Source organism: Ruegeria sp. AD2(2025), from assembly GCF_056542385.1.
In genome coordinates this window covers 1-22,474 of record NZ_JBQFZS010000013.1, presented here as the reverse complement: position 1 = coordinate 22,474, position 22,474 = coordinate 1, and the positions used below count along the sequence as shown (strand labels likewise).

Sequence of the window (22,474 nt, the reverse complement as noted above, 5' to 3'; positions counted from 1 at the left end):
ACGACATTTTTCTTCACCGGAAATGAACCCAATGCTGTGCCGATTTCTGAAATTCGGACATTGTCGTCTCAACGGGAGGAATCATGACCTTATTTCTGATCGTCACCCTGAACGGGCTGACGCTTGCAGCGCTCTACTTTTTGGCAGCCAGCGGCTTCAGCCTGATCTTTGGGCTGATGCGCACGGTGAACATGGCCCATGGGGCATTGCTGCTACTGGGTGGTTATGTCGGTTACAGCATCGTCGATGTTACCGGCTCATGGGGTCTGGGCGTCCTGGGCGGTGGATTGGCGGCGGCTTTGGCCGGTGCCATCGTGCAGGCCGGCATTCTGGGCTGGATGCAGGGGGATGAGCTGCGCCAGACGCTTGCCTCGATTGCGATCTCGATCATCATGGCCGATCTGATGCTGTGGTATTGGGGCGGGCTGACCTATCAGGTCGAGCTGCCCGATGCCTTGGCCGGAGGGCAACGCCTGCCCGTTCTGGGCGTGGGGTACGCCAATATCCGTCTGGCGTTGATGGGTTTTGCGCTGGTGGTCGGAATTGGCCTGTGGTTCCTGATCCAACGGACGCGGTTTGGCGCGGTGATCCGGGCGGGTGTGGACGATCAAGACATGCTGCGGGCCTTGGGCTATCCGATCAACCGCATCTTTGTTCTTGTCTTTGCCCTGGGCGGCATGCTGGCCGGAATGGCCGGGGTCGTCGCCGCCAGCGCGCTGTCGATTGCGCCGGGGACGGATCTGCAGTTCCTGCTGTCCTCGCTGGTGGTGGTGATCGTCGGCGGCATGGGTTCGATCGGAGGGGCCGCCTTGGGCGCGCTGTTGGTTGGTCTGGCCGAGCAATACGGGCTGGCCTATGCGCCCACCTACGGCGTCGTGTTCACCTTTGCGATCATGGTGCTGGTGCTGGCGGTGCGGCCGCAGGGTCTGCTGGGAAAGGCCGAGCTATGAAACAGGCGCTGATCCTAATCCCTCTGCTGATACTGCCTTTCGTACTGAACGACTTCTGGCTGACGCAGGTGGCCACGCGGTCGCTGATCCTTGGCATCATGGCGCTGAGCCTCAGCTTTCTGGCCACCTATCTGGGCGTTGTCTCGTTCGCGCAGGCAACCATGGCCGGGATTGCGGGATATACCATCGCGTTTTTTGGCCCCAATACGGTGGGCATCGGGGTTCCGCTGCCGTTCTGGGTCTCGATCCCGCTGGCGCTGATCCTTGCGACCGTTTCGGGCGCTCTGGTCGGCCTGATCGCGCGCCGGTCGCGCGGGATCTACGCGATCATGATCACGCTGGCGATTGGGGTGGCGTTCTTCTACTTCACCCGCCAGAACTACACCTTCTTCAACGGCTGGACCGGCTTTTCCGGCGTCCGCGCGCCTGAAATTGCAGGCCTCAGCCTGCGTGATCCGCTGCCCTTGTACCTGTTGTCTCTGGGCGTGGCCGCATTGGCGCTGGCGCTGGTCAGTGGCTTTGTCCGCTCACCGCTGGGCCTGACCATTCAGGCCGTCCGAGATGCGCCGGGGCGTGTGCTCGCGCTGGGGATTTCCGTCACTACGCCTATCGTTGCCGCCTTTGCCTTTTCAGGCCTGCTGGCTGGGGCCGGCGGCATCCTGAACGTCTGGTATCAGGAACGTATCTCATCCTTCTCGGTCGGGCTTGGGCCGATCATCGACATCCTCATCATCTCGGTCATCGGCGGGTTGCGCCATCCCGGCGGAGCGTTCGTTGGCGCTGTCGTCTTCGTCCTGCTGGACACCTTCGCCGTCGACCTGATCGACCGTGAGCGGTTCAACACGCTGATCGGGGTTGTGCTGCTGCTGATTGTGATCGTGGCCCCGGGCGGGCTGCAACAGATGGCAAGCGACTGGATGGCGCGGCTGCGCCGTCCTGAAATCAAAGAAAAATCAACTGTCTGAGCAAACTCATAGGGAGGAACCTTAAAAATGAATAAGCTCAAAATGGCTGCATCCGCACTGGCGCTTAGCGTAATGGCGGTGCCTGCATCTGCCGAAGACGTCAAGATCGGCGTGATCTCGATCCTCGAAGGCGCTTTTGCCGCGTTGGGTCAAGACGGAATTCGCGGCGCTGAACTGGCGGTTCTGGAAACCGGTGGCGAGGTTGATGGCAACAAGATCGAAGTCATCACCATGTCGTCCGACGCCAGCCCCGACAGCGCCGTGAATGCAGCGCGCAAGCTGATCGAACAGGACGGCGTGGACATCATCGTCGGCCCGCTGTCGGGCTCCGAAGGTCTGGCGCTGCGCGATTTGTCGAAATCCTATCCGGCCGTGACCTTCATCAATGGTTCGTCGGCGGCACAGGATACAACGCTGCGTGACAGTTCCGAGAACTTCTATCGCTTCGGCGGCGACGGCGCGCAATGGCTGGTTGGCGTGGGCGACTATGCCTATAACGAAATGGGCTATAAGTCCGTGGCGGTCATCGCCGAGGATTACTCATTCCCCTACACGCAGGTTCTTGGCTTCATGTCGGAATTCTGCGCCGCAGGCGGCACCGTGCCCGAGAAGTTCTGGACCCCGATTGGCAACAAGGACTACTCCTCGGTCGTTTACTCGATCCCGCAGGATGTTGACGCGCTGTTCGTGGCGCTGGGTGGTGCGGATGCCGTTAACTTCCTGACTCAGTACAGTCAGGCGGGTGGCGACAAGCCGATCATCGGCGGCACCATCACGATTGACCAGTCGATCCTCGATAGCAAAGGTCCGTTCAAAAAGCTGCTGGTGGGTGCGCCTGCGGGTACGCCGACGGTCAGCGATTATGATGGTGAGGAATGGAAAGCGTTCTCGGCCAGCTATACCGAAGCCTTCCCCGATGGTTTCTCGGCGCCTTCGATCTTTGCCCATCACTATTACATGGGCACCAAGGCCGCGCTGCTGGCGCTGGACGAGGTTGATGGAGACCTGTCCGACGATCAGGCGGCCTATCGCGCGGTTCTGAACGATCTGACTTTCGTGACCCCGACTGGCGGCACCATGCGTCTGGACAAGAACCGCAATGGTATCGTCGACAACTTCGTCACCGAAGTGTTCGAACGCGAAGACGGCACGCTGGGCAACCGCGTGGTTAAGGTCGTGCGCGATATCGACCAGCTGCTGGGACAGGACGAAGACGTGTTCCTGGCCTCGGGGCCGGTTAGCCGGGACAACCCTTCGTGCCCGTAAGCCACTCACATAACACCGCCAATGCCCTGGAGGTCCGGGGCATTGGCAAACGCTTTGGCGGGTTCTGGGCGGTGCAGGATATCGACCTGACCATCCGCCCCGGCGAGCGGCGCGCGATCCTCGGGCCAAACGGTGCGGGCAAAACCAGCCTGTTCAACGTGTTGACCGGGGATACCAGCGCCACGACCGGCCAGATCACCCTGTTTGGCGACAGCGTGACGCGCGAGCCGATCAACAAGAGAATTCAACGCGGGCTGCGCCGGACCTATCAGCACGCCCACCTGTTCAACGGCCTGACCGTGCGCGACACGCTGTTTCTGGCTGTGGCCGGGGTGCGCGGCGGCTGGCGGCAGGTGCTGCCCTTGCGGACCGGCGATGACCGGCTGGCCGAGGCCGAACGACTGGCCGAAGTGGCTGGCGTGACCGATGTGCTGGACCGCGAAACCTCGGAACTCAGCCACGGGCAGCGGCGGCAGCTTGAGATCGGAATTGCGCTGGCCGAGAATCCGAAGATCTTGTTGCTGGACGAACCGGCAGCTGGGCTTTCGCCCGCCGAGCGCCCGAAACTCAGCGCGCTTCTGATGTCTTTGCCCAAGGACGTGACTGTTGTGCTGATCGAGCATGATATGGATATCGCCCTGCAGACCTCCGAGAGCGTTTCGGTCCTTTATAACGGGCGGATGCTGGCCGAGGGCTCACCCGACGACATCATGCGCAACGAAGACGTGCATCGCGTCTATATCGGGGGCGCTCATGGCCACTGATTTGCTGGATATTCGCGCGCTGGACCTGCGCTATGGCTCCAGCCATGTGTTGCACGGCGTCGACCTGACCGTTGGCAGCCGCCCGCTGGGCATTCTGGGCCGCAACGGCATGGGCAAGACCAGCCTGTGTAATGCCATCATGGGCCTGCACCCGCATTCGGCGGGAGAAATCCGGTTTGACGGCGTAGACATGACCGGCCTGCCGCCCGAAAAACGCGCGCAGATGGGGATCGGCTATGTGCCGCAGGGACGGCGGGTGTTCCGGTCTCTGACCGTCGAGGAACATCTGAAGATCGTCGAACGCAAGGGCGGCGCGTGGTCTATTGACCGCGTGTATGAAACCTTTCCGCGTCTAAAGGAACGTCGCCGCAACCTGGGCAACCGCCTGTCGGGCGGGGAACAGCAGATGCTGGCGATTGGCCGGGCCTTGCTGCTGAACCCGCGCCTGATGGTGCTGGACGAACCGACCGAGGGGCTGGCCCCGGCCATTGTCTCGGACGTGATCGACCTGATCGAATTGATCGCAGGCGAAGGCATCGCGGTGCTGCTCGTTGAACAGAACATGCACGCGGCGCTGGCCGCCGTGCAGGACGTGGCCATCATGGTCGGCGGAGAAGTTGTCGAGCGGATGACGGCAGAGGCCCTTGAAAACGATACGGCGATGCAAAAGCGCCATCTGGGGCTGGAACCCGGGCAGTCGGGCTAACGGGAGGGAGAGAGGATGACAAAAAGAGCTTACGTGATCGGCACCGCCGACACCAAAGGGCCGGAACTGCGCTATGTGCGCGATCTGATCGATGCGGCGGGGATGGAAACCGTGCTGGTCAATGTCGGCACCAAAGGCGGCGAGGCGGGCGTGGATGTAACAGCCGCCAGCGTCGCCGCCTGCCATCCCGACGGCCCGGCCTCGGTGTTTGTGAACGACAGGGGGCAGGCTGTGACCGAGATGTCGCGGGCGCTAACCGCCTTTGTGCTGGGCCGTGACGATCTTGGCGGCATCATCGGGCTGGGCGGTTCGGGCGGTTCGGGGATCATCGCACCCGCGATGCAAGCCTTGCCGATCGGGGTGCCCAAGGTGCTGGTCTCGACCTTGGCCTCGGGCGATGTCTCGGCCTATGTCGGCGCGTCGGATGTGAATATGTTCCACCCGGTGACGGATGTATCCGGCCTGAACCGCGTGTCGCGCAAACTGCTTGGCAATGCAGCCCATGCGCTGGCGGGCATGATGGCCAATGAGGTGCCAGAGGCCGTCGATGATCGCCCCGCGCTGGTTCTGTCGATGTTCGGTGTCACCACCCCTGCCGTTCAGGCCATCACCGAGGGGCTGGCCGATGACTATGATTGCCTTGTCTTCCACGCCACCGGCAGCGGCGGACGCTCGATGGAGCAACTGGTCGATCAGGGCGACGTGGCCGGGGTGCTCGATATCACCACGACCGAAATCTGCGACCTGATCGTGGGCGGTTTCCTCAGCGCAGGTGAAGAACGGCTCGACAGTATCGCGCGCAGCAAAATGCCTTATGTGGGCTCGTGCGGCGCGCTGGACATGGCGAATTTCTGGGCGCCTGAGTCGGTGCCCGGGCAGTTCAAAGGCCGCAATTTCTATCACCACAACGCGCAGGTTACGCTGATGCGCTCGACGCCCGAGGAATGCGCCCAGATCGGCACGTGGATCGGCAACAAGCTGAACGTCTGCGACGGGCCGGTGCGCTTCCTGCTGCCCCTGCGTGGTGTCTCGGCGCTGGATATCGAAGGCGGGGCTTTCCACGATCCGGCAGCCAACGAGGCGCTGTTCCAGGCGCTGCGCGACACGGTGGTCCAGACCCCCGAGCGGCAACTGGTCGAGCTGGACCTGCATATCAATGATCCCGCCTTTGCCGAGGCCGCGATCAGCAATTTCAACGAAATCTATGTAAAGAAGGATACCTGAGATGGCAGTCACGGGACGCGCAGAAATCCTTGGCCGCCTGCGGGCCAAAATCGCAGCAGACAAGGTGATCGTCGGCGGCGGAGCAGGCACCGGCTTGTCCGCCAAATGCGAAGAGGCCGGCGGCATCGACCTGATCGTCATTTACAATTCAGGCCGCTATCGCATGGCAGGCCGCGGGTCGCTGGCGGGGTATATGTCTTATGGCAACGCCAACGAGATCGTCGTCGATATGGGGCGCGAAGTGCTGCCCGTTGTCAAAAATGTGCCGGTTCTGGCCGGGGTGAACGCCACGGACCCGTTCTGTATCATGGACAAGTTTCTGGACGATCTGGCCGCGATGGGCTTTGCCGGGGTTCAGAACTTTCCCACCGTGGGCATCATCGACGGCCGCTTCCGGCGTGAGCTTGAGGCAACCGGCATGTCCTATGACATGGAGGTCGAGATGATCGCCAAGGCCCGCGAACGCGACCTGCTGACCACGCCCTACGTGTTCAGCGCCGACAATGCCGCGGAAATGGCCAAGGCAGGTGCGGATGTCATCGTGGCGCATTTCGGACTGACCACTGGCGGTTCAATCGGGGCCGGGGACAGCGCGCCCGATATCGCAGAATGCGCGCGGCTCTATGATGAATGGGCAGCAGCGGCACGGGCCTATCGTGATGACCTGATCTTTATCTGCCATGGCGGTCCGCTGGCAGAACCTGAGGACGCGCAGAAATTCCTTGACCTCTGCCCCGATTGCCATGGTTTCTATGGTGCCTCATCCATGGAGCGTCTGCCCACTGAAAGGGCGATCACAGCTCAGACCGCCGAGTTCTGCAAACTGCGCCGCGGCGCACGCGTTACAGAAGGAGTGTCCCAATGATCAGAGCCTATTCCTCTACCATCATCGCGGTTCCGGTCGATCAGGTCTGGGCGCGCGTACGCGACTTCAATGGGCTGCCCAACTGGCATCCGGCCGCCACAGATAGCCGAATTGAAGACGGGCACGCCAATGGTCAGGTCGGATGTGTACGCAATTTCGCTCTGACTGACGGCTCAGGCCGCATCCGCGAGACTTTGCTGTCCTTGTCCCAAACGGACAGGGAGCTGTCTTATGACATGCTGCCGAACGGCCCTTTACCGTTCGTCAACTATGTCGCAAGAATGAAATTCTCTCCGATCACCGACCGCAATGAAACCTTTGCCGAATGGTGGGCCGAGTTCGAGGCCGGGGATGGGCAAACGGATCATTGGCACAAGTTCGTCGAGAATGACGTGTTCCTGGGGGGCTTCAGCGCATTGGAGGCAAGCTTCTCTGCCGGCTAAATCTGACGGAATTCGCAAGAATAGGCTGTGAAACTCTTCACGGCCGAGTCCGAGCGGCTGGCACGTCGATGGTCGGGCATTGTGAACTGATCTCAGGCGCAGTCATCCTGCGCCGCGATAGCTGTCGTGCGCTATCTCACTTCTTGTAGCCTTGGATAGGCGCGACGGGGGGCTTCGGCCAACATCACATTCCAGTCCAGCACATCCGAGGCGTCCGCATATTGGCGCATCATACCGATCCAGTGATCGTAGTCCGAGGCCAGATTGAGAACAGGCCAATCGCTGCCGAACAATACGCGATCCGGCCCGAATGCACCTAACACATGGTCGAGATAGGGTTTGATATGCTCTAGGTCCGCGCCTGCCGGCGCCTCGGTCAGAAGACCGGAGAGTTTGCAGAAGGTATTGGAGTGCGCAGCGATCGTTGTGATATTTTGTGCCCAGTCCTCAAAACGGCCCTGAGCGAACTCAGGTTTCGCGCAATGATCGACCACGACCCGAAGATCGGGATAGCGGCCCAGAAACGTGTCGAGCACGGGCAGGTGCTTTTGCAGAACCAGCGCATCAAAGGTCAGGTTGTTTTCAGCCACCGCGGCTAACCCGTCTTCGAGTTTTGGATCTAGCATCCAGTGATCGTCCGCAATGTCCTGAATCATCGGCCGAAGGCCCAGAAATTTCGGCGATGCGGCCAACCTCTGCACCACTTCAGCCGCGTCCGCAGCTTCGAGGTCCACCCACCCAACGACGCCGACAATCCAGTGATGGGTTTGCGCCAGATCCAGCAGAAACTCGGTCTCAGCGACGTTGTCATCTGCCTGAACGACAATGGTGCCGGTGATCCCAGTGTTTTGCAGAAGTGGCTGCAGATGCTCGGGCTCGTAGTCGCGATAGAGCACGGGCAGGTCTTCGGGCATCCAAGCATAGCCCCCACGCGACAGGCGCCAGAAATGCTGATGGGTGTCAATCATCGGTTTTGCGTTCTGATCCATGATGTATCCCCTTTAGTCTAAGCAGTTGCTCCGCGCGCCATCAGGCCTGCGACCTGCCCGTGTAGAAATCGGTCAATTCGTCGGCCAGCGATTTGTAGAGCAGATGCACGTCTTCAATTCCGGGAACGTCCAGTTGATCGATCCTTTCCAGGAAGGGGCAGTTCACGACGCTGACGGCTTGTCCCTCGTGGTCGAGCACCGGATAGGCGAGGTTTGTTACCCCAACTGCGGTGGCCGATGGCATCCGTTCATAACCCCACTCGCGGATGCGGGAGACATGCTCTCTGAATTCGACCGGGTCCAGTTCTGGCTCGCCCTGTGCGAGCCGGTGCTTGTCCAGCAGCTCATCAAGTGCTGCGTCGCTACGGAACGCCGCCAGTACGCGCCCTGTGCCTGTATTTCCAAGGCCAATTACGGTCCCGACGCGCAATGCCAGACCCCAGTTCCCGGGCGAGGCGATTGAGGCGACCACAACAATGTCTCCGTTGCTTTCCATGCCCATATGGCAGGACTGCCAGGCCTTGCGCGTAACGGCCCGCATTTTGGGCGGCGCCATTTCAAGCAATCGTTCGACCGGCGGGTATCGTTGCGAGATCGCAAACATTTTCAAACTGAGCGAGTAAAGATCGTCATCCGACGACCGGATGACGTATCCGCGTCGCACCAATGTGGACAGCATCCGGTAAATCTCGCTTTGGGAACGATCGAGCGCGCGGGCAATGTCGCCCTGGGCCAGCCCGTCTGCGTGCTGAGAAAGCAGTTCGATAATGTCCAACCCCTTCTCCAGGGCAGGGGCGCGATATTTCTCAGAAGCTGCCGACACGTATTCCTCCCACGTCGCGTTTTAGGACGACTGCCTGCGAAAGTGACTTGAATATATGGTAAATGTCAATGTTGATTTATTTGTGAATAAATGTTTTAAATACGAATACAGGCGATGCAGGAGAGTCGCCAAAAGCTAAATCTAGGGAGAAGCACGTGATGAAATCGTCCAGAACAATCAGCGGGTTGCTTGCCAGCTGCGCCGTCATGGCCGCAGGCGCAGCATACGCCGAATCAGACTGGGGATCGTTCCCCGGTGCTGTTGTCGAAGCCAAGCTGATCGGTGGTCAGCAGTACGAGGGCCTGTATGGCCGCATCGCTGAGTGGGAAGAAGCCACAGGCGCCAAGGTCGATATCATCTCGAAGAAAAGCCACTTTGAGATCGACAAAGAGATCAAGTCGGACATGGCTGCGGGCACGACGTCCTGGTGTGTGGGATCGAACCACTCGTCCTTTGCGCCGCAGTACGAAGGTCTCTATGTCGACCTGAACGGATTGGTCCCGGCAGAAACGGTTGCTGAATTCGTGCCAGGCAACATTGGCGCGTCGACCGTGAATGGCGAGCTTCTGATGCTGCCGCGCGCGCAGTTTGACGTCTCGGTTCTGTATTATCTCAAGTCGAACTATGAAGATGCCGAAAAGGCGGCAGCTTTTAAAGCGGAATACGGTTATGATCTGGCCGTTCCCGAAACGTGGGAGCAGGTGAAAGATCAGGCGATCTTCTTCGCAGATCCGCCGAACTTCTATGGCACACAATATGCAGGCAAAGACGAGGCCATCGTTGGTCGGTTCTATGAAATGGTTGTGGCCGAGGGCGGCAACTATCTGGATGAAAACAAGAAACCCATCTTCAACTCGGACGCGGGCCAGCGCGCATTGCAGTGGTTCGTTGACCTCTATGAGGCGCAAGCGGTTCCGGCAGGCACCACATCCTATGTTTGGGATGATCTGGGTCAGGGCTTTGCCAGCGGCACGGTCGCGCTGAACCTGGATTGGCCGGGCTGGGCCGGGTTCTTCAACGATCCTGAATCCTCAAAGGCTGCGGGCAATGTTGGTGTTGCGATCCAGCCGATGGGGTCGGTCACACGCACCGGCTGGTCGGGCCATCACGGTTTCTCGGTCACAAATGACTGCGAAAACAAAGAGGCCGCCGTCTCGCTTGTAAAATTCCTGACCAGCGAAGACAGCCAGCTGGCTGAATCCGCCGGTGGTTCGCTGCCGACCCGCAGCGCCGTCTGGGAAGCCAACGTGGCCGCAGCGCAAGCCGGTGACGATCCGTTCCGCGCCGAAGCTCTGGCTGCCTTTGCCGCCGGTGCCGAATACGCATTCGCGGTTCCGCCGATCCCGGAATGGGGTGAGACCACCAATATCGTCTTCCCCGAACTGCAAGCTGCCATCGTCGGTGACAAATCCGTCGAGGACGCGCTGAATGACGCCGCCGAGGCGGTGGACGAGCTGATGCGCGAGTCCGGTTACTACTAAGGGCTCCTCCGGCCCAAGCGGGGGTGGCTGACACCCCCGCACCCTTCTACTCAATCCAAGGAAAGACGTTATGCGCCGCCGCTTACCGGAGTGGTTTGTCCTTCTGTTGCCTGCTTTCATCATCATGGCAGCCGTTGTTCTGATCCCGCTCCTCTTCTCGCTGTATTCCAGCTTTACCCCCTACAAGCTGACGCGCCCGTCGTCGCTGTGGCGCTGGATTGGCACGGCGAACTACGAAAAAATCCTTGGAGACTGGAAGTTCTGGTCCGCCTTTGGCCGTACCGTTCTGTTCCTGACCATCGCGCTGAACCTGGAACTGCTGCTGGGGCTGGGCATCGCATTGATGATGAACAAGGTCACATGGGGTCAGCGCACCCTGCGCACGATCCTGATGTTCCCGATGATGTTCTCGCCCATTCTTGTGGGTTTTCAGTTCAAGTTCATCTTCAACGACAACATTGGGCTGGTGAACAATGTTCTGCAATCGCTGGGCTTCACCGATGCCGCGCTGCCATGGCTGGTGGATGGCAAGCTGGCGATGTTCTCGATCATCTTCGCCGAGGTCTGGATGAGCACATCCGTCTTCGCGATCCTGATCCTCGCGGGCCTCTTCGCGATGCCCCGTGACCCGCTTGAGGCTGCCAAGGTCGATGGTTGCACCGCATGGCAGACCTTCCGCCATATCACGCTGCCCTTCCTGATGCCGTTCATCTATATCGCAATGACCATCCGCTCGCTGGACGTGGCACGGGCCTATGACATCGTGCAGATCATGACCGGTGGTGGCCCCGCGCGCCGGACCGAGCTGCTGTGGACGCTGATGAGCCGCACGGGCTATGTCGACGCTCGCATGGGGCTGGCCAATGCGATGGGCTATGTCTCGATACTGCTGTCGATTGCCTTCACCATTTACTTCTTCCGCAAACTCAGCGCCGCGCGCGCCGAGCTGGGCATGGGGGGCTAAGCGCATGGACCGCAATCAATCCTACCGCAACCAGCGCCGCGTGATGAAAGTGCTGCATCTGACCGGCCTGTTTCTGGTGATGTCCGTGATTTGTATTCCCGGCCTGTGGATCGTGCTGAACTCGTTCCGTCCGACGGTTGAGATCATGGCAAAACCGCCGATCTGGACGCCGACCTTCACGCTGGACCACTACCGCGCCATGTTCGGTGGCGCGGGCGAGGGTGGCGTGCCGGTGTTCCAATACTTCCGCAACTCGCTGATCGTCTCGGTCACCTCGACCGCGATTGCCATCCTGATCGGGATGGGCGGCGGTTACGCCTTTGCGCGCTATCGATTCAAATTCAAGAACGGCTATTTCGTCGGCCTGATGCTGTTCCGCGCTGTGCCCGGTGTGGCCCTGTCGCTGCCGCTGTTCATCGTCTTTGCCCGTGCGGGCCTGATCGACACCCATTTCGGCCTGATCCTTGTCTATGTGGCAATGAACGTGCCTTTCACCATCTGGCTGACCGATGGCTTCTTCCGCCAGATCCCCAAGGAACTGCACGAGGCGGCGGAAATCGACGGCTGCACCCGCTGGCAGGCCTTCTGGCGGGTCGAGTTCCCGGTGGCGCGCTCGGGCGTGGCCTCGGCGGCGATCTTCGCCTTCCTGACCTCGTGGAACGAATTCGCGCTGGCCTCGCAGCTGACCCGCTCGGTGGGGTCCAAGACGATGCCTGTGGGTCTGCTGGATTTCACCGCTGAATTCACCATCAACTGGGGCGGTATGTGCGCATTGGCCGTGCTGATGATCCTGCCCGCCCTGATCCTGACCTTTATCGTGCAGAAGCACCTGATCGCCGGCCTGACCTTTGGCGGCGTGAAAGGATAACAAAATGACCGAAGTGACACTCAACAACGTCGTCAAACGCTATGGCAAGCATCAAGCCGTGCATGGCATCAATCTGGACATCCATGACGGTGAATTCCTGGTGCTGGTCGGCCCCTCGGGCTGTGGAAAATCCACCACGCTGCGCATGATCGCGGGGCTCGAGGATATCTCGGATGGCGAGATTTCCATCGGCAGCCGGGTGGTCAACGACCTGCCCCCGCGCGAGCGCAACATCTCGATGGTGTTCCAGAACTACGCGCTTTATCCGCATATGACGGTACGCGAAAATCTGGGCTTCACGCTGCAGATTGCAAAGCGCCCCGAGGCCGAGATCACCAAGGCCGTGACCGAAGCCGCCGCAATCCTTGGGCTCGACGAGTTGATGGACCGCAAACCGGCAGAACTGTCCGGTGGTCAGCGCCAGCGCGTCGCCATGGGCCGCGCCATCGTGCGCCACCCGGATGTGTTCCTGTTTGACGAGCCGCTGTCGAACCTCGACGCCAAGCTGCGCACGCAGATGCGGGTCGAGATCAAGAAGCTGCACCAGCGCGTCGGCAACACTATCGTCTACGTGACCCACGATCAGGTCGAGGCGATGACGCTGGCCGACCGCATCGTGCTGATGCGTGACGGTCATATCGTTCAGGTCGGCACCCCGCTTGAGCTGTTCAACACGCCGGTCAACACCTTCGCGGCGACCTTTATCGGTTCACCTCCGATGAACCTTGTGGATGGCGTCGTCACCGACGCGGGAACCATCGTTCTGAAGGATGCGGTCACGGTGCCCGTCCCGGCCTCGGCGCGCGATCATGTGCGTGCGGGGCAGGCGGTACAATTCGGCTTCCGCGCCGACAATCTGATGCCGGTCGGCCATGCGGTCGAGGAAAAAGGCGATTTGGTCGATCTGGAACTACCCGTCGCATTGGAAGAACCTCTGGGCACCGAAACCCTGCTGTTTGCCGATTTGGCGGGGGTCGAGGTTCAGGCCAAGATGTTCAACCCGCGCCCGGTGCATCCGGGTGAAACGCTGCCGTTCCACCTTGTTCTCGACAAGTGCCACGTCTTCGACGCGGGCACCGGCGAGGCTCTGAGGGGGTAAGCTGCCGTGGCCACGATCACTCATATCGAACTGCGCATGATCGACCTGATCCCCAAGGTCAAACGCGTCGATGCGATCCAGTCCTTTGTCAGTCAGGAAACGCCCATCGTGACCGTGACCGACAGTGACGGGGCGCAGGGTACGGGCTACTGCTATACCATCGGCACCGGTGGCCCGTCGGTGATGGCGCTGCTTGAGAAAACGCTGGCGCCCGCGCTGATCGGGCGCGATGCGGACCGGATCGAAGGCATCTGGCGCGATCTACTGTTCCTGACCCATGCGACAGCGGTGGGGGCGATTACGTCGCTGGCATTGGCTGCGATTGATACCGCTCTGTGGGATTTGCGTTGCCGTAAACAGGGGCTACCGCTGTGGAAAGCCGCGGGCGGTACGCGGGACCGCATCCCGCTTTATTCGACCGAGGGCGGCTGGCTGCATCTTGAGACACAGGCCTTGGTCGACGACGCGCTGGCGATGCAGGCGCAGGGGTTCCGGGGCTCGAAGATCAAGATCGGCCGCGACCATCTGAGCGAAGATGCCGCCCGTCTGGCTGCTGTGCGCGAGGCGGTCGGGCCGGGCTATGAAATCCTGACCGATGGCAATCAGGGCTTTAACCTGTCCGAGGCGATCCGCCGGGCGCAGGTTTTGGAAGACTACAATATCGGCTGGTTCGAGGAGCCTCTGCCCGCCGATGACGTCGCAGGCCATGCCGAGCTGTCGCGCCGGACCTCGGTGCCGATTGCCGTCGGCGAAAGCATGTATTCGCTGAGCCAGTTCAAGGACTATCTGCAAGCGGGCGCCGCCAGCATCGTGCAGGTCGACGTCGCGCGGATCGGGGGCATTACCCCGTGGCTGAAGGTGGCGCATCTGGCCGAGGCATTTAACGTCATGGTCTGCCCGCATTTCCTGATGGAACTGCACCTGCCGCTGGTCTGCGCGGTGCCCAATGCGAAATGGCTGGAATACATCCCGCAGCTTGACAGTGTGACCACGGACGCGATGCGCATCGAGGATGGGTTTGCCATTCCGTCAGATGTGCCCGGGCTGGGTATCGCGTGGGACTGGCAGGCTATTGCGGCCCAGTCCTCGCCCATTGAGATCAGGGAGGGCTCATAATGCAACGTATGGGCATGGTAATCGGGGTGAAACCCGAAAAGCTGGATGAATACAAGCGTCTGCACGCTGCCGTCTGGCCGGATGTGTTGGCTCAGATCGCCCAAAGCAATATCCGCAACTACACGATTTTTTTGCGTGAACCCGAGAACCTGCTGTTTGGGTATTGGGAGTATCACGGCACCGATTTCGAAGGGGACATGGCCCGCATGGCGCAAGACCCCCGAACGCAGGAATGGTGGAGTTTCACCGACCCTTGCCAAAACCCGCTGCCCAGCCGCGCCGAAGGCGAAAAATGGGCACCCATGATTGAAGTATTCCACACGGATTGAGGACGACATGACCAAAGCACAGGGCCGTCTGGCCGGAAAGAAAGCGCTGATTACCGCCGCAGGGCAGGGCATTGGCCGCGCCAGCGTCGAGAAATACGTGGCCGAAGGCGCGCAGGTGATTGCTTGCGATATCAACGATGCAACGCTTGCAGAACTGGCCTCAATCGATGGCGTGACAGCTCTGAAGCTGGACGTCACCGATGCAGACGCTGTGGCCGAGGTGGTCGCGACCGCCGGAGCGCTGGACGTGCTGTTCAACTGCGCAGGTTTCGTTGGGGCCGGTTCGATCCTTGAATGCGACGATGACCAGTGGGACTTCAGCTTTGATCTGAACGTCAAGGCGATGTACCGGCTGGCCAAGCTGGTTCTGCCCGGCATGCTGGAAAATGGCGGCGGCTCGATCATCAATATGTCCTCCGTCGCTTCGTCGATGAAAGGCGTGCCGAACCGGTTCTCGTATTGTGCATCCAAAGCGGCCGTGATCGGCCTGACCAAATCCATCGCCGCTGACTTCATCACGCAGGGCATCCGCTGCAACGCAATCTGCCCCGGTACCGTCGACAGCCCCAGCCTGCACGACCGCCTGCGCGCCACTGGCGACTATGAACAGGCGATGAAAGACTTCATCGCGCGCCAGCCCATGGGCCGCATCGGCCACGCGGATGAGATTGCCGCCCTGGCCGTCTATCTGGCCAGCGATGAAACCGCATTCACCACCGGACAGACCTTCGCCATCGATGGCGGCTGGACCGTTTGATCAGGGAGATTTGAGATGAAACTGCTGCGTTACGGTCCGGTTGGACAAGAAAAACCCGGCCTGATGGATGAAAACGGTGCGATCCGCGATCTGTCCGGCAAAGTCAGCGACATCGCGGGTGACGCGCTGTCGGATGCCGGGCTTGATGCCCTGCGCGCGTTGGATGTGAATGCGCTGCCGGTGGTCGACGGCGCGCCGCGTATCGGCGCATGCGTCGGGCAAGTGGGCAAGTTCATTTGCATCGGCCTGAACTATGCCGACCACGCCGCTGAATCCGGCATGGCGTTGCCCGAAGAACCTGTGATCTTCTTCAAGGCGACCTCGGCGATCATCGGCCCCGATGACACCGTGGAAATCCCGCGCAACTCGGTCAAGACCGACTGGGAGGTCGAGCTGGGCGTGGTGATCGGCAAGCATACCAAATACGTCTCCGTCGAGGACGCGCTGGACCACGTCGCGGGCTACTGCGTGATCAATGACCTCAGCGAACGCGACTTTCAGCTGCACCGCTCGGGCCAGTGGGTCAAGGGCAAGTCTGCCGACACATTCGGCCCCATCGGCCCCTGGCTGGTGACGCGCGACGAGGTGCCGGACCCGCAGAACCTGCCGATGTATCTTGAGGTCAATGGCCACCGCTATCAGGACGGCTCGACCAAGACGATGCATTTCGATGTGGCGACCGTGATCTCGCACCTGTCGCAGTTCATGTCGCTGCAGCCCGGCGATGTGATCTCGACCGGGACGCCTCCCGGCGTGGGCATGGGGCAAAACCCGCAAACCTATCTGAAGCCCGGCGACACCATGGAGCTGGGGATCGAAGGGCTGGGCGTCCAGCGTCAAACCGTGGAGGCAAGCAAATGACCCGTATCACTGGCATTCGCACTGAAGACTTGCGCTTTCCGACCTCTGACAGCCTTGATGGCTCGGACGCGATGAACCCCGATCCGGATTATTCCGCCGCCTATGTGGTGCTGGAAACCGATGGCGCGCATGAGGGCCACGGCCTGACCTTCACCATCGGTCGTGGCAACGAGATCTGCGTGGCAGCGATTGAGGCGCTTGGCGCGCTGGTCACCGGGTTGGAACTGGACTGGATCACCGAGGATATGGGCCGGTTCTGGCGTCATATCACCGGCGACAGCCAGCTGCGCTGGATTGGCCCCGACAAGGGCGCAATCCATCTGGCCACCGGCGCGGTCGTGAACGCCGCGTGGGATCTGTGGGCCAAAGAGGCGGGCAAGCCCGTCTGGCAACTGGTCGGTGAGATGAGCCCCGAAGAGATCGTGCGCCTGATCGATTTCCGTTACCTGACCGACGCGATCACGCCGGACGAGGCGCTGGCGCTGCTGCGCGCCGCCGAGCCCGGCAAGCAGGACCGTGTCGCAAAGCTGAAGGCCGAGGGCTATCCCTGCTACACCACCTCGGCGGGCTGGCTGGGCTATTCCGACGACAAGCTGCGTCGCCTGTGCCGCGAGGCCAAGGAGGCGGGGTTCACCCACACCAAGTTCAAGGTGGGCCGCGATCTGGACGATGACATCCGCCGCCTGACCATTGCGCGTGAAGTGCTGGGCGAAGACATGAATATCATGATCGACGCCAATCAGGTGTGGGAGGTTGATCAGGCCGTGGATTGGGTCAAGGCCCTGTCCTTTGCGCGGCCCTTCTTCATCGAAGAACCCACCAGCCCCGACGACGTGTTCGGCCACAAGGCGATCCGCGACGGTGTCGCTCCGGTCAAGGTGGCCACCGGCGAGATGTGCCAGAACCGGATCATCTTCAAGCAGTTCATCAAGGAAGGCGCGATCGACATCGTTCAGATCGACAGCTGCCGGATGGGCGGATTGAATGAGGTGCTGGCGGTCATGTTGATGGCGGCGAAATACAACCTGCCGGTCTGGCCCCATGCCGGGGGCGTGGGCCTGTGCGAATACGTTCAGCATATGTCGATGATCGACTACGTCGCGATCTCGGGCGAGAAGGACAGCAAACGGATCGAGTTCGTGGACCATCTGCACGAGCATTTCCTTGACCCCTGCATCGTCAAGAACGGAGCCTACATGGCTCCCGAAAAACCGGGTTTCTCGATCGAGATGAAGCCCGACAGCATCAGAGATTTCCGGTTCCTGCCTAAACTGGCAGCGGAATAAACCCCCGCCGTCTGACCATAAAGGCAATAACAGTCGGGCGGCTTATCACCCAACCTGGAGGAAAGACAAAATGTTGAACTTTGGTAAAACGGCCTTTGGGGCCGCGTGTATCGTTGCGCTTGGCGCTACGGCTGGTCTGGCACAGGAAACCCTGCGCTTCGGCCATGTGTATGAGGCCTCGACCCCCTATCACGCTGCTGCTGTGAAGGCCGCTGAGCTGCTCGAGGAAAAGACCGACGGTCGCTACAAGATGGAGGTGTTCCCGGCCTCGCAGCTGGGCAAAGAGGCCGCGCTGAACGAGGCGCTGTCGCTGGGCACGGTCGATGCGATCTATACCGGCGTTGCGTTCCTGGGTCAGTCCTATGGCCCGATCAGCATCTCGGATTATCCGTTCACCATGCGGTCGTATGACCACTGGAAAGCCTACGTGAACTCGGACCTGTTCGATGAGATGGCCAATGAATACAAGAACATCTCAGGCAACACGATTGCGACCATGACCTATTATGGCGCGCGTCACGTCACCTCGAACAAGCCGATCCTTGAACCCGGCGACATGGAAGGTCTGAAGATCCGCACGCCGAACGCGCCTGCTTATCAGATGTTCCCCGAAGCAACCGGCGCGAACCCGACACCCATGGCCTTTGCCGAAGTCTATCTGGCCCTGCAACAAGGTGTCGTGGACGCGCAGGAAAACCCGCTGCCGACCATCCAGTTCAAGAAGTTCTATGAGGTGCAGTCGAACATCAACCTGACCGGCCACATCACCAACTCGCTGGCCGTCGTGGTCTCGCCCGTAACGCTGGCCAAGATGGGCGACGATGGACAGGCTTTGATTGATGCGCTGGCCGAAGCCGCATCGGCCACGTCGGACGAAATCGTGCAGTCCGAGGCCGAACTGGCCGATTGGTTCCGCGCGCAGGGCGTGAACGTGAACGAAGTGGATCGTGCGCCCTTCATGGCAGCGGTTGCACCTTTGCTGAGCGGTGACACCGTTCCGTGGGATGCTGAGACCTTCGAACGTCTGCAAGCGATCCAGGAATAATATCCTGCGCCGGACCCGGCGTCGTTCCGGGTCCGGCCTTTATGCACGAGGAATGTCCCGATGTCCGACGCCCCGCCCGAAATAGACTTTGACGCCCTTGCCGCCGAAGATGACGCGCATTTTCGGAACTATCGCATCACCGTGGCCGATTATGGCCTGCTGGCGCTGTTCGGTTTGCTGTTCGGAGTGGTCTTCCTGCAGTTCTTCACCCGCTATGTGCTGAACGATTCCATCGCCTGGACCGAAGAAGCGGCGCGGTATCTGCTGATCCTTCTGGGTTTTGCCGGTGCGATCCGGTGTCAGGCGGTCGGCAGCCATATCGTGTTGGAATTCGTCGATAAATACTATGGCCGCCTGCTCAGCTGGGTGCATGTCTTTGCACTGGTTGCGACCTTCGTTCTGTTCGCCGTCATCATCTGGTCGGCGTGGGAGTTGATCCAGCGCACCTCGTTCCAGCAAATGGTCTCTTTGCCATTCCCGAAATACTACCTGCACACCGCGGTGATGATACTGGCGGTCGGGAATCTGGGGGTTGTCACCTATCAGATCGTCGCGCGGGTGAAGCAGCTTAAAGAAGGCGTCGACAAATGGGCCTGATCATTCTTTTCGTATCCCTGTTCGGCCTGATGCTGATGCGCGTGCCGATCGCGTTTTCGCTGGCACTGTCGTCTTTCGCCTACATCCTCTATTCCGGGCTGCCGCCGGTGCTGTTGATGCACAACATGGTCAACGGCATGGACAGCTTCCCGCTGCTGGCGATCCCCTTCTTCATTCTGGCCGGGGCGCTGATGAACTCGGCCGGGATCACCGCGCGCATCTTCGGCTTTGCCCGCGCCATTGTCGGTTGGATGCATGGCGGTCTGGGCCATGTGAACGTCGGCGCAAGCATCATCTTTGCCGGTATGTCGGGTGCGGCCGTCGCGGACGCGGGCGGCCTTGGCGCCATCGAGATCAAGGCCATGCGCGAAGCAGGCTATGACGACGACTTCAGCGTCGGCGTCACGGCGGCCTCGTCGACCATCGGGCCTATCATCCCGCCCTCGCTGCCTTTGGTGATCTTTGGCGTCATGGCCTCGGTTTCGATCGGCAAGCTGTTTGTCGCCGGTATCGTGCCGGGCCTTCTGATGGCGCTGTCGCTGTCGATTATGATATGGTGGATGTCGCGCACGCGGAACTATCCGCGCGACGTGAACTTCAGCCCGTCGGTCATCGCCACACGCTTCAAAGCAGCTTTCCTGCCGCTGATGACCCCGGTCATCATCGTGGGCGGCATCGTCTCGGGGGCCTTCACCCCGACCGAAGCCGCCATCGGGGCCGCAGCCTATGCGCTGATCCTCGGCACTTTGGTCTATCGTACGCTGACGGTTCGGAAACTGGCGGTAATCTCGCTGGAAACCATCGAGACAACGGCGGCGATCATGATGATCGTGGGGGCGGCCTCGGTCTTTGCCTGGATACTGACCGCCAATCAGGTTGCCGCACATTTCGCTGAATTCGTGCTGTCCTTCACCGACAGTAAGGCCGTCGTCTTGCTGCTGATCATGGCCGTGGTCCTTATCGTTGGCCTGTTCATGGAGACCATCGCCGCGATCTCGATCCTTGTGCCGGTGCTGATGCCGGTGGCCGCGCAATTTGGTATCGACCCGGTGCATCTCGGGATCATCGTCATCCTGAACCTGATGCTGGGCTTGCTGACGCCTCCGGTTGGGATGGTTCTGTTCGTCCTGTCGCGGGTGTCGAAGGTGCCATTCGAACAATGTGTTCGCGCGACCCTACCGTTCCTTGTTCCCTTGCTGGGCGTCCTTCTGCTGTTGACTTTCGTCCCTTCGCTGGTCCTGTGGTTGCCGAACCTGCTTTATGGATCGTAGGATGCGGGCCGTTTTTTGGAGTCAAAGATGAAAACCAACCAAATCGGTAACACCGACCTGAAAGTGACTGAACTGTCCTTTGGTTGCGCCAGCATTGGCAACCTCTACCGTGAAGCCTCGGACGCGGATGTGCAAGATGTCCTGAACACCGCGTGGGAGGCCGGAATTCGGTATTTCGACACGGCGCCGCATTATGGACGCGGCCTGTCGGAACAGCGTTTGGGCCAGTTCCTGTCGGGCAAGCCTCGGTCGGACTATGTGATCTCGACCAAGGTTGGCCGGGTGCTGTCCCCGGGGCAAGCGATGGCCGAGGCGGACGGGTTCGTAAACCCGCTGCCCAATGACGTGCGTTATGACTATTCGGGCGACGGGATCGAGGCCTCGCTGGAAAGCAGTCTGGAGCGACTGCAGACCACCATGGCGGATATCGTATTTGTGCATGACATCGGCACTTATACCCATGGTGCCGACAACGCAGCCCAGATGGAGGCGTTTCTGGGCAGCGGGTACGACCGGTTGTTGAAGCTGAAGGAACAAGGCCGCATCCGCGCGTTTGGTCTGGGGGTGAACGAAAACGAGATCTGCCTTGATGTCATGAACCATGGCCCGATTGACGTCATCCTGCTTGCAGGCCGCCTGACGTTGCTGGACCGTTCCGCCGAAGAGGCCCTGACCGCGCAATGCCACGCGCAAGGTACCAGCCTGGTGCTCGGAGGCGTGCTGAACTCAGGCATCCTTGCTACTGGCCCCGTGGAAGGCGCGACCTATGACTATCAGCCAGCCTCGCCCGAAATACTGGACCGTGTCCGGGTACTGCAGGACAAGGCCGAAGGGCTTGGCCTGCCGCTGGCGACGGCTGCCTTGCACTTTGCGAAATCGCATCAGCTGACGTCATCTGTTCTAATCGGCACGTCAAAGGCAACAAGCCTGACGCGCAACATCGATGCAATGGCGCAGACAACCCCGGATGAGTTCCACACGGTCTTCCGGTAGGAGCCATCGAAGTCTCTCTGGCACTTGCCCAATTTAGCTGAGGGTCTCGGAGCCAATCAGAGCTGTAGCCGCGATTCCCGGGCTACCAGTCCAATTTGTATCCCGCTCAGCAGCGTCTCTGCGCGCTGCTATCACGCGATCGACCTTGAGACTGCGGTCGTCATTCAGGCGGCAACAGCTCGGGATCAAGCACCCAAAATCTGCCAAGCATAGGTCGTTCAATTCACATCAAGGCTGCAGCAGATCCTGAAAGTAGTCGAGATTGCTCTCGGAGATCACTGATTTTCCGAGAGCTGTCGGGGTAGACAGGAAGAAACCGGATTGCATATGGCGCGGCTCTACTTTGATCAGGTTAAGGCTTATGGCTGGCTCTGAGGATTTTGGGCACTTGCGTGCAATTGCAGACATCTGCTTACCAAATTCCGCAACATGAGAGGTTTAACAGCGGGCCGGATGGAGCATATAGCGGGGCGAAAAGCGCTTGCAGTCGAGCGCAAGATCAGGGAGCATTCCGCTTAGTTATGGTTTCACCTATTGAAAAGCATAAGGTTACAGGACCTTTGTCTCATATCCATAAGTCACGGAGTCAGATTCTGAAACGATGTTCAATCATTCCGCCCGTAACCCGTATGAATCGTTTAGAAAAACGATCTGGTGAGGCGATCAGAGTTGTCACGTTCGGTTTTAGAATGTCTGAGTACCTTTCATAACATCCCGGAGCCCGCCCCATGAACCGAGAGCACCAAATTCTGCAACGCGCCATTGAGGACCGGCTTCTGGACAGCGAAACCACCGTGTTGGGCTTCATGGAC

Annotated in this window: 23 protein-coding genes; 21 read left to right on the top strand and 2 right to left on the bottom strand. The window is 60.2% G+C overall.

The features are described from left to right. Nucleotides 1-83: 83 nt before the first annotated feature. The 8 genes from ACR1XV_RS19410 to ACR1XV_RS19375 are packed head-to-tail and all read left to right on the top strand — an operon-like array spanning nt 84 to nt 7,183. Nucleotides 84-950 carry a branched-chain amino acid ABC transporter permease gene (locus ACR1XV_RS19410; RefSeq protein WP_480534389.1) on the top strand — a complete coding sequence of 289 codons (867 nt, stop codon included), beginning with the start codon at nt 84-86 and terminating at the stop codon, nt 948-950. After that, the gene (locus ACR1XV_RS19405) at nt 947-1,915 is read left to right on the top strand and encodes a branched-chain amino acid ABC transporter permease (protein ID WP_480534387.1); all 969 of its coding nucleotides are present in this window, start codon (nt 947-949) and stop codon (nt 1,913-1,915) included. Before ACR1XV_RS19410 ends, ACR1XV_RS19405 begins: the two co-directional genes overlap by 4 nt. A gap of 27 nt (nt 1,916-1,942) precedes the next feature. Further along, nucleotides 1,943-3,181: an ABC transporter substrate-binding protein gene (locus ACR1XV_RS19400; RefSeq protein WP_480534385.1), complete on the top strand. Its 1,239-nt coding sequence runs from the start codon at nt 1,943-1,945 to the stop codon at nt 3,179-3,181. Continuing rightward, on the top strand, nt 3,172-3,945 hold the full coding sequence (locus ACR1XV_RS19395; RefSeq protein ID WP_480534383.1) for an ABC transporter ATP-binding protein: 774 nt from the start codon (nt 3,172-3,174) through the stop codon (nt 3,943-3,945). Before ACR1XV_RS19400 ends, ACR1XV_RS19395 begins: the two co-directional genes overlap by 10 nt. Beyond that, on the top strand, nt 3,935-4,651 hold the full coding sequence (locus tag ACR1XV_RS19390) for an ABC transporter ATP-binding protein (protein ID WP_480534381.1): 717 nt from the start codon (nt 3,935-3,937) through the stop codon (nt 4,649-4,651). The genes ACR1XV_RS19395 and ACR1XV_RS19390 overlap by 11 nt, the downstream gene beginning before the upstream one ends. A 15-nt stretch (nt 4,652-4,666) precedes the next feature. Beyond that, entirely contained in the window at nt 4,667-5,875 is a 1,209-nt protein-coding gene (locus ACR1XV_RS19385; protein ID WP_480534379.1) for a Tm-1-like ATP-binding domain-containing protein, read from the top strand. Nucleotide 5,876: 1 nt separating this feature from the next. Further along, complete coding sequence (locus ACR1XV_RS19380) at nt 5,877-6,740, top strand: phosphoenolpyruvate hydrolase family protein (RefSeq protein WP_480534377.1); 864 nt, start codon at nt 5,877-5,879, stop codon at nt 6,738-6,740. Beyond that, nucleotides 6,737-7,183 (top strand): SRPBCC family protein, encoded by a 447-nt coding sequence (locus ACR1XV_RS19375; RefSeq protein ID WP_480534375.1) that lies wholly within the window; start codon nt 6,737-6,739, stop codon nt 7,181-7,183. The genes ACR1XV_RS19380 and ACR1XV_RS19375 overlap by 4 nt, the downstream gene beginning before the upstream one ends. Before the next feature lie 131 nt (nt 7,184-7,314). Here the strand turns inward: ACR1XV_RS19375 and ACR1XV_RS19370 are convergent, their stop codons facing one another. Beyond that, nucleotides 7,315-8,172 carry an amidohydrolase family protein gene (locus ACR1XV_RS19370; protein WP_480534373.1) on the bottom strand — a complete coding sequence of 286 codons (858 nt, stop codon included), beginning with the start codon at nt 8,170-8,172 and terminating at the stop codon, nt 7,315-7,317. Nucleotides 8,173-8,212: 40 nt separating this feature from the next. Then, nucleotides 8,213-8,995 (bottom strand): IclR family transcriptional regulator, encoded by a 783-nt coding sequence (locus ACR1XV_RS19365; protein ID WP_480534371.1) that lies wholly within the window; start codon nt 8,993-8,995, stop codon nt 8,213-8,215. A 158-nt stretch (nt 8,996-9,153) separates the two neighbouring features. On the opposite strand from ACR1XV_RS19365, the gene ACR1XV_RS19360 reads away from it, so the two are divergent. From ACR1XV_RS19360 to ACR1XV_RS19300, 13 genes are all read left to right on the top strand, one after another. Next, nucleotides 9,154-10,476 (top strand): extracellular solute-binding protein, encoded by a 1,323-nt coding sequence (locus tag ACR1XV_RS19360; protein WP_480534369.1) that lies wholly within the window; start codon nt 9,154-9,156, stop codon nt 10,474-10,476. A gap of 70 nt (nt 10,477-10,546) precedes the next feature. Beyond that, the gene (locus tag ACR1XV_RS19355) at nt 10,547-11,440 is read left to right on the top strand and encodes a carbohydrate ABC transporter permease (protein WP_480534367.1); all 894 of its coding nucleotides are present in this window, start codon (nt 10,547-10,549) and stop codon (nt 11,438-11,440) included. Nucleotides 11,441-11,444: 4 nt separating this feature from the next. Continuing rightward, nucleotides 11,445-12,308, top strand: coding sequence for a carbohydrate ABC transporter permease (locus ACR1XV_RS19350; protein WP_480534365.1), 864 nt, complete (start codon nt 11,445-11,447; stop codon nt 12,306-12,308). 4 nt (nt 12,309-12,312) lie between these two features. Then, nucleotides 12,313-13,407, top strand: a complete 1,095-nt coding sequence (locus tag ACR1XV_RS19345; protein WP_480534363.1) for an ABC transporter ATP-binding protein — start codon at nt 12,313-12,315, stop codon at nt 13,405-13,407. 6 nt (nt 13,408-13,413) lie between these two features. Beyond that, the gene (locus ACR1XV_RS19340) at nt 13,414-14,523 is read left to right on the top strand and encodes a mandelate racemase/muconate lactonizing enzyme family protein (protein ID WP_480534361.1); all 1,110 of its coding nucleotides are present in this window, start codon (nt 13,414-13,416) and stop codon (nt 14,521-14,523) included. Beyond that, complete coding sequence (locus ACR1XV_RS19335; protein ID WP_480534359.1) at nt 14,523-14,852, top strand: L-rhamnose mutarotase; 330 nt, start codon at nt 14,523-14,525, stop codon at nt 14,850-14,852. Before ACR1XV_RS19340 ends, ACR1XV_RS19335 begins: the two co-directional genes overlap by 1 nt. A 7-nt stretch (nt 14,853-14,859) precedes the next feature. Beyond that, the gene (locus ACR1XV_RS19330; RefSeq protein WP_480534357.1) at nt 14,860-15,609 is read left to right on the top strand and encodes an SDR family oxidoreductase; all 750 of its coding nucleotides are present in this window, start codon (nt 14,860-14,862) and stop codon (nt 15,607-15,609) included. 15 nt (nt 15,610-15,624) lie between these two features. After that, nucleotides 15,625-16,470 carry a fumarylacetoacetate hydrolase family protein gene (locus ACR1XV_RS19325; protein WP_480534355.1) on the top strand — a complete coding sequence of 282 codons (846 nt, stop codon included), beginning with the start codon at nt 15,625-15,627 and terminating at the stop codon, nt 16,468-16,470. Next, a complete protein-coding gene (locus ACR1XV_RS19320) occupies nt 16,467-17,756 on the top strand; it encodes an L-fuconate dehydratase (RefSeq protein WP_480534353.1) in 1,290 nt (429 codons plus the stop codon). The genes ACR1XV_RS19325 and ACR1XV_RS19320 overlap by 4 nt, the downstream gene beginning before the upstream one ends. A gap of 70 nt (nt 17,757-17,826) precedes the next feature. Beyond that, nucleotides 17,827-18,801, top strand: coding sequence for a sialic acid TRAP transporter substrate-binding protein SiaP (locus ACR1XV_RS19315; protein WP_480534351.1), 975 nt, complete (start codon nt 17,827-17,829; stop codon nt 18,799-18,801). Between the two features lie 60 nt (nt 18,802-18,861). Then, the gene (locus tag ACR1XV_RS19310; RefSeq protein ID WP_170437792.1) at nt 18,862-19,398 is read left to right on the top strand and encodes a TRAP transporter small permease; all 537 of its coding nucleotides are present in this window, start codon (nt 18,862-18,864) and stop codon (nt 19,396-19,398) included. Then, nucleotides 19,389-20,669: a TRAP transporter large permease gene (locus tag ACR1XV_RS19305; protein ID WP_480534349.1), complete on the top strand. Its 1,281-nt coding sequence runs from the start codon at nt 19,389-19,391 to the stop codon at nt 20,667-20,669. The genes ACR1XV_RS19310 and ACR1XV_RS19305 overlap by 10 nt, the downstream gene beginning before the upstream one ends. A gap of 27 nt (nt 20,670-20,696) precedes the next feature. Continuing rightward, nucleotides 20,697-21,662, top strand: coding sequence for an aldo/keto reductase (locus ACR1XV_RS19300; protein ID WP_480534346.1), 966 nt, complete (start codon nt 20,697-20,699; stop codon nt 21,660-21,662). The last annotated feature ends 812 nt before the right edge of the window (nt 21,663-22,474 follow it).

Bases quoted from the DNA above. Each gene is read 5' to 3' on its own strand.
- ACR1XV_RS19410 (WP_480534389.1), top strand. From the start codon at position 84: ATGACCTTATTTCTGATCGTCACCCTGAACGGGCTGACGCTTGCAGCG.
- ACR1XV_RS19405 (WP_480534387.1), top strand. From the start codon at position 947: ATGAAACAGGCGCTGATCCTAATCCCTCTGCTGATACTGCCTTTCGTA.
- ACR1XV_RS19400 (WP_480534385.1), top strand. From the start codon at position 1,943: ATGAATAAGCTCAAAATGGCTGCATCCGCACTGGCGCTTAGCGTAATG.
- ACR1XV_RS19390 (WP_480534381.1), top strand. From the start codon at position 3,935: ATGGCCACTGATTTGCTGGATATTCGCGCGCTGGACCTGCGCTATGGC.
- ACR1XV_RS19385 (WP_480534379.1), top strand. From the start codon at position 4,667: ATGACAAAAAGAGCTTACGTGATCGGCACCGCCGACACCAAAGGGCCG.
- ACR1XV_RS19380 (WP_480534377.1), top strand. From the start codon at position 5,877: ATGGCAGTCACGGGACGCGCAGAAATCCTTGGCCGCCTGCGGGCCAAA.
- ACR1XV_RS19375 (WP_480534375.1), top strand. From the start codon at position 6,737: ATGATCAGAGCCTATTCCTCTACCATCATCGCGGTTCCGGTCGATCAG.
- ACR1XV_RS19370 (WP_480534373.1), bottom strand. From the start codon at position 8,172: ATGGATCAGAACGCAAAACCGATGATTGACACCCATCAGCATTTCTGG.
- ACR1XV_RS19360 (WP_480534369.1), top strand. From the start codon at position 9,154: ATGAAATCGTCCAGAACAATCAGCGGGTTGCTTGCCAGCTGCGCCGTC.
- ACR1XV_RS19355 (WP_480534367.1), top strand. From the start codon at position 10,547: ATGCGCCGCCGCTTACCGGAGTGGTTTGTCCTTCTGTTGCCTGCTTTC.
- ACR1XV_RS19350 (WP_480534365.1), top strand. From the start codon at position 11,445: ATGGACCGCAATCAATCCTACCGCAACCAGCGCCGCGTGATGAAAGTG.
- ACR1XV_RS19345 (WP_480534363.1), top strand. From the start codon at position 12,313: ATGACCGAAGTGACACTCAACAACGTCGTCAAACGCTATGGCAAGCAT.
- ACR1XV_RS19335 (WP_480534359.1), top strand. From the start codon at position 14,523: ATGCAACGTATGGGCATGGTAATCGGGGTGAAACCCGAAAAGCTGGAT.
- ACR1XV_RS19330 (WP_480534357.1), top strand. From the start codon at position 14,860: ATGACCAAAGCACAGGGCCGTCTGGCCGGAAAGAAAGCGCTGATTACC.
- ACR1XV_RS19325 (WP_480534355.1), top strand. From the start codon at position 15,625: ATGAAACTGCTGCGTTACGGTCCGGTTGGACAAGAAAAACCCGGCCTG.
- ACR1XV_RS19320 (WP_480534353.1), top strand. From the start codon at position 16,467: ATGACCCGTATCACTGGCATTCGCACTGAAGACTTGCGCTTTCCGACC.
- ACR1XV_RS19315 (WP_480534351.1), top strand. From the start codon at position 17,827: ATGTTGAACTTTGGTAAAACGGCCTTTGGGGCCGCGTGTATCGTTGCG.
- ACR1XV_RS19310 (WP_170437792.1), top strand. From the start codon at position 18,862: ATGTCCGACGCCCCGCCCGAAATAGACTTTGACGCCCTTGCCGCCGAA.
- ACR1XV_RS19305 (WP_480534349.1), top strand. From the start codon at position 19,389: ATGGGCCTGATCATTCTTTTCGTATCCCTGTTCGGCCTGATGCTGATG.
- ACR1XV_RS19300 (WP_480534346.1), top strand. From the start codon at position 20,697: ATGAAAACCAACCAAATCGGTAACACCGACCTGAAAGTGACTGAACTG.